Genomic DNA, 14,030 nt, shown 5'->3' on the forward strand with positions numbered 1-14,030 from the left:
CTCACTATAATCCCTTTTTTCCAATAAAAGGAAAGAATTTTGAAGTGTGTTGTGCATAAGATTGAAAATCTTTTCTAGTTTTATATTTATTTTCTAGTAAGGGAACACCTGACACAAATAATATTAAAAGGGTAATAGTAATGGGACCAATGATAATCCAAAGATTAGTCCAATGTGATAAAGATAAAAGAAAAATCCCCCACCAACTTGTGACTTCTCCAAAATAATTTGGGTGTCTAGTAATAGACCAAAGTCCAGTTGTTAATAATTTTCCTTTATTACTAGGATTTTCTTTAAATTTAGTCAATTGATGATCTCCAATGACTTCAAATAAAAATCCAATAATCCAAATGAATACACCAAGTATTTGCCACCAACGTAAAGTATTATATACCTGTTGATTAGTAAAAGTATGTGTAACAGGTAGTGCAACAATAAATAATAAGATGCCTTGAAGAAGAAAAACATTGATAAATGCTTTTAAGTGAACAAATTGATTTCCCCAACGTTGTTTGATTTTAACGTATCGATAATCTTCAGGAGCATTCCAATTACGTAACCCTAAATGCCAAGCAAGGCGACCTCCCCAAAGTGTAACAAAGAGTAGAACAAGTATCTGTTGAATGGTATGCGGAGAGGCCATTAAAAAGCCTACCCAAGCCACCACAACAAACCCTCCCCCCCAAGCAATATCAACTAAGGAATAGTTGGATTTAATAGTTGATATAATGAACCAAATAATAAAATAAGCAAATAATGCTAGAATAATTGTAAGATACATTTAACTTCCTCCTTTTTTTAAAATACCTGCAATGGCGATACTATCTTTTCCGGCGCTGATAGCAATAGATGTTGAACTGGCTACTGAATAGTCAATTTTATCAGTATAATCTTTTAAATAATATTTTAGTAATTCAACTTGATTTTCCGAGTAAACATATGCGATAGCTAAACGATCAATTTGATGATGTCGAAATAGTTTTTTTATTTTGTTTGCTATTTTTTTAATACTTTGTTTTTGACTAAATGAAATAGTCATTAGTTTTCCTTCGCCAAATGAATCCAGACTAACAATTGGCAAGATGTGGCAATTTTGAGCAATTTTTCCAAGAGATAAAGGAATTCGACCAGACTGTAACATCGGCGATAAATCAGCGACAGCTACGTAGATAAATAACCGATGAATAGTATCTTTTAGATTAGTTATAATGTCATTAAAGCTCAAGGATTTTTCTACTAATTCTGCGGCTTTCATAACTAATAGACCTTGCGCTACTGAGTTAGCTTTTGAATCAATAACTGTTATCCATTGAGATGCCAATTTTTTAGTTTGTATTCTTTGGTTGACTAGTTGATAAGTACCACTGAGTTTTGAAGAGACTGTAATAACAATCACATGGTCATATTTTCCTTGTAAAAAAGATAGGAGGTTATCAATTGATTGAATAGTAGGTTGCGATGTACTACATTGACTCGTTTTTATACCCTTTTCAAAAATAAGCTGTGAATCAATACTTAATTTATCGAGATAATTATTAGACTCGCTTTGAATGGGCATTGGAATGACATGTATTTGATATTTCAGTAATAAGTCACTTGGTATATCAGCAACAGAATCTGTCACAATAGCGATAGATGATACAGGTTTGGTATTAACTTCATATTGAAGAAGCATATCATCTATTTTTTGATAAGATATACGACCGTATTGGCTTAATAATGATAGAACGTCTTTAGGATTATTAGTATGGATATGAACTTTTAACTGTTGTTTATTTCCAATAACAATAACAGAGTCACCTTTATTTAATAGTTTACCTTTCAATTTTTTGTCGGAAATACTTGGTTGAGTAATAATAAACTCCGAGCAGTATCGATAAGAAGGCTTTTCAGATATGATATGATCAGATGATGTCAAGTTAGATGGATAGTTAGTTATAGAAGAAGGTATTGTTTCTTCTATCAACTCTTGTGGTAAATTTTGAGAGAAGGCTTCAGTCAAACCAGTAATAAAATAATAAAAACCTTTTGCTCCAGCATCCACCAACTTATTTTCTTTAAAAATTGTCATTTGAAATTGTGTCTCTAAAACGGCTTTTTCTGCTATCATCTGTGCTTGTGATAAAGATTCTTCCAATGATTGTGTTTTTGTATAAGTATCAACAAGTTTTTCAGACCAAGAGGAGATAACTGTTAGTATGGTTCCTTCTTTTGGATCTAGCAACGAATCATATACTTTAACAAGAGCTGTTTTAAAAGAAAAAACGAGTTGTTCTGTTGATAAATCACTTTGGGCATAATCTTCTGCTAAGGCATTTAAATACTGTCCTAAAATCATTCCAGAGTTACCACGAGCTCCAAGTAAAGCGGCTGATGCTACGTTAGTTAATAGAGAATTTACCGTGTCATGATGACTAACAAGGTTATCCGTAATTGATTGCATAAGAAAGGCCAAATTACTACCAGTATCACCATCTGCAACAGGAAAGATATTAATACGATTTAATTCGTTTTTATTCTTTATAACTAAGTTAGCACCTGATTTGATACTGTTAGCTAACTTTTTAATATCAATTTCGTCCAAATTAAATTACCCCTTCAAAAAATTAAAATTAATAAAATAAACAATTGCTGATGTAATAGCAGTAACGGATGTTCCCCATACTAAGTCAATAATTGTCATCGTTACTGGCCAATTTTTAATAGTGGCTAAATTGGTTAAATCATAGGTACTATAACAAATAAAACCAAATAGAGCCCCAGAAAAAATTGTGTAGAAAATACTTTGTTTGTCAATACCAGGTATTAGGACAAAAAATACAACCCCAACAAGGTAGACAAAATAAAAAATAATAGCGGGAGTTACCTTTACATCACCGAGTAACTCTCCTATGAAAGTTTGGTACAAATTTTTTGATACAACTAATAGCCAAAATAAATCAAAAATTAAAAAGATAACAGCACTTATACCAAACAATTTTAAAAACTGATTCATAATTACTCCTCCATTCTAATTAAATAAATAGTATCATGAAAAAAAATTTTATTAAAAGGATTTACCTTGATTAACAAAAAATATACTTTAAAAAAGTATTTTTACCACTATTAACTAAAAGTGTATAGTTTATTATAAGATAGTTGATAGGAATGAAAATATAGGAGGAAAAGATGAAGAAGAAAATGAAAAAGTGGGCGTTATCTGCTCTGTTATTGACAGGGTTAATAACTTTTGGAGGATGTGCTGCTGATAAAACAGTGGAAACAAGTGATACATCAGTATCATCAAGTGTTATAAAAGAAAGTACAGTAGACACATCAAGTAAAGAAAAAGAAGAATTAGCTAAAAAAGAAGCAGAAGAAAAAGCAAAACAAGCTGAACTGGAAAAAAAGAAAAAAGAGGAACAAGCCTCACAACTTAAAAATCAGGTCAGTGATTTGGCTAACTTAGAATATGAAGGCACCCAAACGATAAAGGTTAATGATGGTATACCAAGTTTTAGCAACGACGATTTATCGTTAAGTAATGGAGCTTGGGAAATTTATGGTGATTTAGATGGGTTAAATAGAGCAACAAGTGCAAATGCTATGTTAAATCAATCATTAATGCCAACGGGAAAAAGAGAAAGTATTGCGTCTGTTACACCAACAGGTTGGAAAAATAAAAAGATTGAAGGTGGGTATTTATTTAATCGCTCACACTTAATTGGTTGGGCATTAGCTGGTGAAAATGCTAATTGGAAAAATTTAATTACAGGAACACGGCAATTAAATAGTCCAGAGATGTTACGTCATGAGATGGACGTTAAACATTATCTTGAACAAAATCCAGATAATTATGTAAGATATCGTGTGACACCAGTTTTTAGAGGGGAAGAGTTACTGGCTCGTGGTGTTCAAATGGAAGCACAATCTATTGGAAGTGATGCTATAAAATTTAATGTTTATATTTTTAATATTCAAGATGGGATTGACTTGAATTATGCAGATGGTAGCAGTTCAATAGGAGAGAGAGCTCAAGAAAATGAACCATCACAAGAAGAACAAAATAACACGAATCATGAATCATTAGCTAATGATAATGATTCATCTGATGATATGACTCAAGTATTTGTTACACCTACTGGAAAAAAATATCATACTCATGCTCATGGGCGCGGAAATTTCACTCCTTCTACATTGGGTGAAGCCAAAAAGAAAGGGTTAGAACCATGTAACATTTGTTATTAAGTTAAAATAAAAAAGAAACGACTTTTTTGTCAGTTTCTTTTTTTTCTTGTATTTATGGATGACTTTTTAGAAATAAAACCTAAAGATATAACAGAAACGTTGGAACAATTTTCTAAACTAATTGTTGAATTAGCTGATGAGTTAGATTTTTTTATCACGAAAAAAAAAACGTTGGTTACGTGGTAAGTGGTTTATGTTTAATGTTGAATTAGATAGTCATGGAAACATTAGTAAATTTACCCGCAAAAGAAAAATATGATGTCTTATGATGATAAAAATGAGCATGATATAGAAGCAAATCCTACCTATCCGATTGAGGTCGTGTACGATTTGACAGTAAAAAATGATAATAAACTTATATTGGGAGAAGGAGATATAGCAAAATTAGTTATGGTGTTAGTTGATTATCAATATAAGAAATTAAAAAAATAAGATATTAACAAGATATTATAGTAGATAAAAACTGAATAAATTGTCAACATAAAATATGTTGATAACCATTTTAAAGACATTAATCATGCTAAAATAATGAACATAAAGAAAATAATCGTTTTTCTGGTATTAAATCCAGAAAAACGATTTTTAGAAAGAAGGAGATGCTTGAAAAATGAATCAGTTAGGGAGAGTGGTGATATAAAAATATATAAATGAGAAGAAAGAACTGCTTGGAAAGGATAAATACAATGACGATTTTTACAAAAGAAATATATCAAAAATTAGAAGATGCTGATTTATTGAAGTATGGAAGCTTTGCAGTTTATGAGTTATTAAGAGGAGATTTTAATCAAGAGTATACAAGAAAAGAGACAGCGACACGAACAACGCCAGCTGTCTTTAAAGACTTATTAAATCCAGTTGATGAACAATCAAAACAATCATTTATTGAGCAATTAAATTCAAATTATATTATTTATGGACTAAATCGGGCGGATGCTGGATCAACTGAGTATGGTGAATTAAGTGATTTTCATTATGTAAAAGAAAGAGATGTCACAACGGGCAAGTCACCTAGAGCCAATACGAAAATTGTTGGATTAGCTAAGTCTGTGTTTAGCACACCAGTTGCAAATAGCTTTATTTCTGATATTGTCAAAGGATTTCCACAGACAGACAGTTCTAAGATTAATCGAAAAAAAATCTCTGAGAATGAAGAGGTACTAAATTTTTCATTAAAAAAAATGCAACAAGAATTGGACATCATCAAACCTAAAGGATTAATTTTTTTACATAGTAGTTGTGAAGGGATTTTTAATTTATTTAAGGAAAATGGACTAGTCGTGCCAGAAAAATTAAAAACTACTACTATTTATCATTATTCTGGTTACACAAAAAACTTAATTTCTTTGAATAGAAAAAAGATTTTCCGTTTTACAGATGAAATGGAGAATCATCATTTATTAGATCCATTCGATTGCTTATACAGTGTAATGGATAAATCAAGATAATATTGGAGGAATAACAATGAAAAGATGTAGTAATTGTGGAAAAGAAATAAAGGATCATGTGAGATTTTGTAACTTTTGCGGACAAGAACAAAATCATACTATTACAGGATCTATAGAAGAAACAGTTGTCAGTCATGATGATATGTCGGAAATTCATGGAGAATCCTATTCTAATACTAACAAACAAAAAAATTCAACGGATCAATTTCAACAAACATCAAATAGTCAACAACAGTACACCAAAGAACCAATCATTAATCAACAAGCTGTCAATCAATTATCTAGAAGAAGTAAAAATTATTTTTCTTACGTAAATAAAAATATTAAAAAACCCATTATTGGAAAAGTGAACCAAGACGGTTATTTTGGGCTAATTAGTTATATCTTAATTTGTGTGTTTACAGGATTAGCTATCAGTCATGCCATTGGGAAAGTGATTGGGCTCACAGGATATTCTGAATCAAGTTTTCCAATGTTTCTACAAATTACTTTGCTATTATTATGCTCACAATTAGTTAATGTGTTTACTGTTTATTTGCTATCAGGTAAAATTTTTAACAATAAGCTATCATTTATGGATACATTTGATAGAATGTATGCGCCTATTGGATTAGCTATTTATGTTAGTTTGGCAGCACTTATTTTATCATTTATCTCAACGATTGGAATAGGGTTATTATTTTTTATTTGTTTGATTTTTACATTCTTTTTAACAGGTGTGACTTATGTGGCAAATCTTTGGGTAACGACTAATCAAACACATAAGCGAAATACTTTCTATTGGACGATTGGAGCAATTATTTTGGGAGGATTGTTACAATTATTAGTGTCTATTGTTTTAAGTGATATTTTAGGAACAAGTATGATGAGTGTCATTCAACAGATGATTGATTCATCGGTAGGTAAATTCTTTTAATGAAATCAAGGCGACTTTTGTTATTGCTTTTAGTAATAAGTCAACTCAGTGCTTGTGGGAAAAAAGTGGAACAAGAAGAAGTAAAAGCATCAGTGAGCTCATCATATGAATCAACTAGTAGAATCACCTCTACTAAAGAAAGTGTTTCTAAAGAAGGGACAAAAACCACTGAGACAAGACAATCACAAGATGAGTTAACAAACTATTTACAACAATTTATTAATCAAAAAATAGGTATATATATTGAGGATTTGACTACTGGAAATACCTATGGAGTTAATGAGAATAATATGATGTATGGTGCTAGTATTGCTAAATTACCTATTATTTATTATACGCAGTTAGAGTTATTAAAAGGGACTATTTCTATGGAAGAGACATTTCCTTATATTGATGAAGTTAATGATATACCAGGAGCAATGGTTCGAGGAGGAACCGGAATTATGCAGCAATCAGTGCAAGAACATAGTAATTATTCCTTATCGCAATTACTTGAATGGACTATTCGTTATTCTGATAATCTAGCAAGTAATATGTTAGGTTATTATGTTGCAGATAAAAATTCAGGAGATTTTTTGATGACGATTTCTCCTTTTTATCCTCAGCCTTTATCAGTTTACTCTAAAAATATTTCAGCAAAAACAGCTGGCATGTTTATGAAAGAAATTTATCAAAATAAGATAAAAACATCTGATTTTTTACAGACACAGTGGCAAAAAGAAAAAATAGGTTATTTAGATGCAGATGTTTACCATAAAATTGGTAAAAATGATAATTATAATCATGATGTCGGAATCGTTATGGCAGATAAACCATACGTCATTAGTATCATGACAGATGGATGGAGTAATTCAGAGATTGAAATGGTCGTAAAAGAAATAGATGCATTAATGAAAAAGGAGTGATTTTTGTTGAATACTTGTTCAAACTGTGGGCATGAAAATGAAAAAGATGCCCTATTTTGTGAATCATGTGGGAAAAAATTATCATTAGAAAAATCGTCAAAAGAATGTCGAATATGTCATCATTTGAATGATGAAGATGCCCTATTTTGTGAGTCATGTGGAAGCAGCTTAGATGAAGACATAGTTGAACAAGGTAAGCACTGTCCTTATTGTAATCAACTAAATGATAGTAATGCCCAATTTTGTGAAAATTGTGGGCAACCTATGACGATTAATCCAGAAATTGCAAGACAAGGAATTTATGATGAACCTATCAGTAATGTGATACCTGAGACCGTTGTGGAGACGCAAGAGGTTGTTGCACCAAAACAACCTATGTCTAAGAAAGCTAAAATAACGATGACATTATTAGGGATCCTAGTTATTGTTTTTGGAGGAACTTATGCTTTTTTGGAAAGAAAATATAGTAAAGAAAATCAAGTAGAAGCAATTATTGTGGCAATTAAAGACCAGGATGATAAATTTATTGCTAAAAATATGGTCTCTGATGATCCAAGCTTAGTAATAACATCATCAGATGTTAAACCAATGCTAAAACTGTTTGATGACAATAAAGAAAATGTCACGAATTTAAAAGCTGCGTTAGAAGCTAACAGTGAATATTTAGGATTGTCATTGAAAAAAACAGGAAAAACAGCATTATTTTTCCCTCACTATGAATTAAATGTGACACCAGTTTATACGAATGTTGTGTCCAATATGGCGGATAGTACCATTAAAATGAATGGGAAAAAGATTATCGAAACAGATAGCGATAATTATTCAAAAAAAATCGGCCCATTAATAATAGGGAAATATACATTTGATGCATCAATTAAAGGAAAAGATGAAACAATCAAGGAATCTTATACGTTGTTACCAGGAGATACCACACAAGTTGATATGGGGTTTGTGACAGTGACCATCCCTATTCGTTCCAATGTTGATGATGCTACAGTTTTGATGGATGATAAAGAAGTTGGAAAATTAACAGATGGAAAACTTGAGGTTGGGCCAATACTTTGGAATGGACATGCTACTTTTCAATTAGTAAAAAAATCAAAAGATGGTGAGTTGAAAAGTGAAGTCAAAGAATTAGCCAATGAAGATGTCAATAGAGATGGTGGAATAATTAATACTATTGAATTAAATTTTCAAACGGCTGATAAATATGAAGTGAGTGAAGGATTGAAATCATTTTATAATCGTTTCGAGCAGTCAGTTATTTCAAGTAATAACTACAATGCTGATGACTTTGCTAAAGCCTTTTACATCGATGGTAGTAAAAATTCAGCATTTAAAGGGATTAATGACTATATTTCATGGTGTCGTGACCGATCTGCTAGCGGTGAGTATAGTGGTGTTGATTTTAGTATTGTAGTGAAAAGTGTTGAGCCAATGACGAATAATCAATATAAAGTTAATTACAACGTTACATATCATACAACTTATCCTTCTAAAACAAATAAATCAAAACGTGTAGAAGGCTTTGATTATTCTAATGTAGTTGTTCAATTAGAGATGAATGACAAAAAAGATATTACAGATTTTAAATTTGTTGATATGGGTGATGGCGGACAAAAAGTTTCTGATAATCATGCCAATGAATAGTTACAAAAAATATGACTATGATAATTCATTCATTTACTTATATTTACATTCATTCTCGAAAATTTAATTAATGATAGTTTTAGAAAAGAAGAAGTTATTACGATTAAATTAATTTTGTTGACAAGATTAAAACCTGATGATAAAGTTATTAAAAACAATGAACAGAAAAAGTAACTTAAATGACGTTTTATAGAGAGCCTTTGGTTGGTGGAAAAAGGTAGACGAGTTAAGTGAATCACATCTGGGAGTTAACTTTTTGAAATTATCAGTAGAAAAGTTCGTTTGAGTAACGTTATGAGCTCGAAGTTATAAACTTCATGAGGTTATTGTTGTGAGACAATAACAAATAAAGGTGGAACCGCGAAAATTTTCGTCCTTTGGCTTCTATAAGCCAAGGGACTTTTTTTATATCAAACAATCAATGACTAGACAAGTAATGTATTAAGTTCATTTTGACAGAGAATTTTTCAATAAGCTGAGAGAAAAATCAAAATGCTTTTACATGAACACAACTAGAAAGATGTATTTCTGAACAACAAAGTAGGAAATAACGTTTTATCCGCGTTAAGGATGAGTGTTTAAAATATTATTTTAAACATCATGAGATTGTTATTGTGAAATAGCAATAAATTGAGGTGGAATCACGGTTTATCGTCCTCTTGGGTTATACCAAGGGGATTTTTTGTACCAATAATTAAAAATAAACGATAGGTAAATAAAAATTATCTTGTTTAATGATTGAAAATGGAGGGATTTACCATGGAATACATAATGAAAGTTTTACCATCACTTATTGATGGAGCAGGCATGACGTTAAAAGTCTTTTTCTTTACACTATTAGGATCTATCCCATTAGGAGTACTCGTTGCATTTGGTTTACGTGTGAAATTTAAACCATTGACCTTTATATTAAATATTTATATTTGGTTAATGCGAGGGACACCGCTATTATTACAACTCATCTTTATCTTTTTTGGTTTACCAGCAATAGGTATTGTCTTTGAACGATATGATGCTGTGATGATTGCCTTTATTTTAAATTACGGAGCTTACTTCGCTGAGATATTTAGAGGAGGGTTACAGGCTATACCAAAAGGTCAAATTGAAAGTGCACAAGTGCTTGGTTTAACACCGTTTCAAACGGCCTATAAAATCGTCTTACCACAAGTGATAAAAATTATTCTACCATCCATTGGTAATGAGGTGATTAACTTAGTAAAAGATACTTCGTTGATGTATGTGTTGGGATTAGGTGACTTGTTACGAGCAGGTAAAATCGCGACAAATCGCGATGTAACACTTGTACCACTCGTTATGGTTGGGGTGATTTATCTCTTTTTCACCGCCGTTTTAACTGGTTTAATGAAATACCTTGAAAAACGATTTAGCTATTATAAATAAGGAGTGATGAGAATGCTTGAGATAAAAAATGTATCCAAAAGTTTCGGAGGAAAGAAAATTTTAGATGAGGTATCTTACACGTTTCCAATGGGAGAAATTACTGTTATCCTAGGCCCTTCAGGTGGAGGAAAAACAACTTTATTGAGATGTATTAGTGGGTTAGAAACATTCGATAGTGGCACACTACTACTTGATGAGGAAGATTTAACAAAAAAATCCCATCAAGCCATTAATGGAAAAATTGGTGTTGTATTTCAAGATTTTCAGTTGTTTCCTCATTTAAATGTATTAGATAATATTGTATTAGCACCGACAATGGTCTTAAAACAATCAAAAGAAGAGGCTGAAAAAACCGCTAGAACATTATTAGTAACTTTAGGATTAGAGGATAAAGAAAAAGCTTATCCTTTTGAATTATCTGGTGGACAAAAACAACGTGTGGCAATTGCACGGGCATTAGCTATGAAGCCACGTGTATTATGTTATGATGAGCCAACAAGTGCTTTAGATCCAGGTCTTAGTGGTGATGTAGCAGAAGTCATTTTAAATTTAAAATCACCAGATGTGACGCAAATTGTGGTCACACATGATCCAACTTTTGCAGAACGTATTGCCGATAACACTATTAGAGTAGAACCAATAAAATAAAAGGATGGGATGACAATGAAAAAAAGAAATGTATTAATCGTGATGTTAGGAATTATGTTATTAGCCGTATCAGCTTGTGGGAGTAAAAAAAGTAGCAATGACTCAAGTTATACCAATAAAGACAAGTGGAGTGAAATCGAAAAAAACAAAAAAGTTGTGATAGGGTTGGATGATACGTTTGTGCCAATGGGATTTCGAGATGAATCAGATAATATTGTGGGATTTGATATTGATTTGGCTAAAGCAGTATTTGCAGAATATGGAATTGAGCCTGAATTTCAATCAATAGATTGGTCAATGAAAGAAAATGAATTAAACAATGGGACAATTGATTTAATTTGGAATGGGTATAATATTACGGATGAAAGAAAAGAAAAAGTCGCCTTTAGTGAGCCTTATATTACTAGTCGTCAAGAATTAGTCGTGATGAAAGATAGTGGCATAACATCATATAAAGACATGAAAGGCAAAGTCTTAGGAGCTCAAAATGCGTCAACAGGACAAGATATGATTGATAAAAATCCTGAAGTATTTACAGATGTGATCGCCGATAATGAGCCAGTTTTGTTTGATACTTTTAATGAAGCGTTTATTGATTTAAAAGCTAAACGAATTGATGGATTGATTGTAGATAATGTGTATGCTAATTATTATATAGCGCAACAAAAAAATTCAGATGATTATGCCATTGTTGAAACACCATTTGAAAGTGCAGATTTTGCTGTAGGTATTCGTAAAAGTGATAAAGAATTAAAAACAAAAATAGATGAAGCTTTTAAAAAATTAAAAGATGAAGGAAAGATGAAGGAAATTAGTGAAAAATGGTTTGGAAATGACCAAACGATTCAATAAAAAAGAGCCTATAATCGGGCTCTTTTTGTTTATTTAGTGGACAGATAACTTGTATCGATTAATGAGAAGAGTTCTGTTGTATCATGTAGAGAGGATAAATCAATGCTAATCCAGTGTTCTTTATTCATGTGATAAGCTTTATAATGGATAAGGAGTCCGATTAATTCGGTGTCTACTTTAACGTCAATAATGATTGTGTCTGATGATTAATCTAATCTTGATTTAGGAGCACTGATGTTAGTATCAGAAGATAATAAAAATATCTTTATTTTTGGGCACTTGGAATATGATGTTAATACGTTATATGAAGAATATTTATGTGATAAAGAAAAAGGATTAGAGCCTAACTTTCCTGAAAATTATGCTCGAATTGAAGATAAAAGATTTAAGCAAATATGGCGTTCAGAAGCAAGTGTATTTTTTCAAAATTGAATCAATGATGTTTATCAACAAACGCTATATGATTGGGTTTTATAATATAAGGTTTTTCTGAAAATAGTAAGTAAATTAACATGTAAAGTTGTTTGCTTTCCTATAAATATGATAAAATGTGCTATGTTTTAAATTTATCATTCGTTAATTCATAATGAAAATTTACTATAGATGAATTAACTTAAAAGGAGAGAAGTATGTCAAATAAAGAGGAATTTATAGTTGAAGATAGTAATCAGTTAAATCGAACGATGACGTTCTTTCCTGCTTTATCTACCGTTATGGGGACTGTTATAGGTGGGGGAGTGTTCTTTAAAACAGCAAGTGTGACACAATCGACAGGTTCGGCTAGTCTAACGTTACTTTCTTGGTTTTTAGGCGGTGTGATTAGTATCTGTGCAGGATTAACAGCAGCAGAACTCTCGGCTGCTATCCCAGAAACAGGTGGGATGGTTCGTTATATTGAACGAGCGTATGGAAAATTATGGAGCTTTTTACTTGGTTGGGCATTGATTATTATTTATTTTCCAGCAAACGTTGCAGCATTATCTATCGTTTTTGGCACACAATTTAAAAATTTATTTGGACTATCTAATTCAGTTGTGGTACCTATAGCTATTTTAGTTGGAGCGTCCATCATGTTAATTAACTTTTTAGGAGCCAGAGCTAGTGGGATATTTCAATCAATTACATTGGTTTGTAAGTTAATACCACTTGCCTTAATTGTGATTTTTGGATTACTGAGACAAGGTGACGTAAGTGTCAGTTTATTTCCAGTAACTGCAGGGGCACAAACATCTGGTTTTTTCCCAGCATTAGGTGCCGGCCTTCTTGCTACTATGTTTGCATATGATGGCTGGATTCATGTAGGAAATATTTCAGGGGAGTTAAAAAATCCTGAGCGAGATTTACCAAGATCAATTGCCGGTGGATTGTTTTGTGTTATGGTGATTTATTTATTAGTTAACTTTGTTTATTTAAAAAGTTTACCCATCGAATCATTAGCAGGGAATGAAAATGCTGCGATGGATGTATCAAAACAAATATTTGGTGACTTTGGTGGGAAAATTGTTACAATCGGAATCCTAATTTCTGTATACGGCGCAATTAATGGCTACACAATGACTGGTATGAGAATCCCTTATACTATGGGATTAGATAAACAATTACCATACTCAAATCAATTAGCAAAATTAAATCGTAATAAAGTGCCTTTTATTGCAGGACTTTTTGAGTTAGCAGTAGCAGTTGTCATGATGTTATTAGGTGGATTCGATATTTTAACGGATATGCTAGTATTTGTTATTTGGATTTTTTACACATTGGTTTTTTGTGCTGTGATAAAACTTCGTAAGAAAGAACCTGATTTACCAAGGCCGTATAAAGTTCCGTTATATCCATTTATCCCCATTATTTCCATCATTGGAGGAGTATTTATTTTATCCATGACGTTGATTAATCAATTATCTCTTGTCATAACAGGTTTAGGACTAACAGCTTTAGGAATTCCATTTTATTTATATGCGAATAGAAAAAAAACTAGAAAGTGAGTAC

At 31.6% G+C, this 14,030-nt stretch carries 14 protein-coding genes and 1 other annotated feature; of the genes, 11 read left to right on the forward strand and 3 right to left on the reverse strand.

Going from position 1 to position 14,030, the window contains the following annotated elements:
* Positions 1-4: 4 nt before the first annotated feature.
* From G314FT_RS05295 to G314FT_RS05305, 3 genes are read right to left on the reverse strand one after another with little or no spacing between them, the layout of a single operon-like run.
* Positions 5-781, reverse strand: coding sequence for a DUF1295 domain-containing protein (locus tag G314FT_RS05295; protein ID WP_257702453.1), 777 nt, complete (start codon positions 779-781; stop codon positions 5-7).
* Positions 782-2,584, reverse strand: coding sequence for a DegV family protein (locus G314FT_RS05300; RefSeq protein ID WP_257702455.1), 1,803 nt, complete (start codon positions 2,582-2,584; stop codon positions 782-784).
* A gap of 6 nt (positions 2,585-2,590) precedes the next feature.
* Positions 2,591-2,995 carry a DUF2177 family protein gene (locus tag G314FT_RS05305; protein ID WP_257702457.1) on the reverse strand — a complete coding sequence of 135 codons (405 nt, stop codon included), beginning with the start codon at positions 2,993-2,995 and terminating at the stop codon, positions 2,591-2,593.
* A 173-nt stretch (positions 2,996-3,168) separates the two neighbouring features.
* On the opposite strand from G314FT_RS05305, the gene G314FT_RS05310 reads away from it, so the two are divergent.
* The 11 genes from G314FT_RS05310 to G314FT_RS05360 all read left to right on the forward strand — a co-directional run bounded on the left by G314FT_RS05310 (position 3,169) and on the right by G314FT_RS05360 (position 14,026).
* On the forward strand, positions 3,169-4,227 hold the full coding sequence (locus tag G314FT_RS05310; protein WP_257702459.1) for a DNA/RNA non-specific endonuclease: 1,059 nt from the start codon (positions 3,169-3,171) through the stop codon (positions 4,225-4,227).
* 258 nt (positions 4,228-4,485) lie between these two features.
* Positions 4,486-4,659, forward strand: a complete 174-nt coding sequence (locus tag G314FT_RS05315; protein WP_257702460.1) for a hypothetical protein — start codon at positions 4,486-4,488, stop codon at positions 4,657-4,659.
* Positions 4,660-4,910: 251 nt separating this feature from the next.
* Positions 4,911-5,672: a hypothetical protein gene (locus tag G314FT_RS05320; RefSeq protein ID WP_257702462.1), complete on the forward strand. Its 762-nt coding sequence runs from the start codon at positions 4,911-4,913 to the stop codon at positions 5,670-5,672.
* A 16-nt stretch (positions 5,673-5,688) separates the two neighbouring features.
* Complete coding sequence (locus G314FT_RS05325) at positions 5,689-6,588, forward strand: zinc ribbon domain-containing protein (protein ID WP_257702464.1); 900 nt, start codon at positions 5,689-5,691, stop codon at positions 6,586-6,588.
* Positions 6,588-7,493: a serine hydrolase gene (locus tag G314FT_RS05330; RefSeq protein WP_257702465.1), complete on the forward strand. Its 906-nt coding sequence runs from the start codon at positions 6,588-6,590 to the stop codon at positions 7,491-7,493. Before G314FT_RS05325 ends, G314FT_RS05330 begins: the two co-directional genes overlap by 1 nt.
* Before the next feature lie 6 nt (positions 7,494-7,499).
* Positions 7,500-9,143 (forward strand): zinc ribbon domain-containing protein, encoded by a 1,644-nt coding sequence (locus G314FT_RS05335; protein WP_257702467.1) that lies wholly within the window; start codon positions 7,500-7,502, stop codon positions 9,141-9,143.
* A 148-nt stretch (positions 9,144-9,291) separates the two neighbouring features.
* Positions 9,292-9,524: a binding site (T-box leader), on the forward strand.
* Positions 9,525-9,902: 378 nt separating this feature from the next.
* On the forward strand, positions 9,903-10,544 hold the full coding sequence (locus G314FT_RS05340; protein ID WP_257699255.1) for an amino acid ABC transporter permease: 642 nt from the start codon (positions 9,903-9,905) through the stop codon (positions 10,542-10,544).
* 12 nt (positions 10,545-10,556) lie between these two features.
* Positions 10,557-11,192, forward strand: a complete 636-nt coding sequence (locus G314FT_RS05345; protein ID WP_257699256.1) for an amino acid ABC transporter ATP-binding protein — start codon at positions 10,557-10,559, stop codon at positions 11,190-11,192.
* A gap of 15 nt (positions 11,193-11,207) precedes the next feature.
* Entirely contained in the window at positions 11,208-12,044 is an 837-nt protein-coding gene (locus tag G314FT_RS05350; protein WP_257699258.1) for an amino acid ABC transporter substrate-binding protein, read from the forward strand.
* Between the two features lie 234 nt (positions 12,045-12,278).
* Entirely contained in the window at positions 12,279-12,476 is a 198-nt protein-coding gene (locus G314FT_RS05355; RefSeq protein WP_257699260.1) for a homoserine O-succinyltransferase, read from the forward strand.
* A gap of 197 nt (positions 12,477-12,673) precedes the next feature.
* Positions 12,674-14,026, forward strand: coding sequence for an APC family permease (locus G314FT_RS05360; protein WP_257699262.1), 1,353 nt, complete (start codon positions 12,674-12,676; stop codon positions 14,024-14,026).
* Positions 14,027-14,030: the final 4 nt, after the last annotated feature.

Origin of the sequence: Vagococcus luciliae (assembly GCF_024637875.1) — a bacterium.
Lineage (GTDB): Bacteria > Bacillota > Bacilli > Lactobacillales > Vagococcaceae > Vagococcus > Vagococcus luciliae.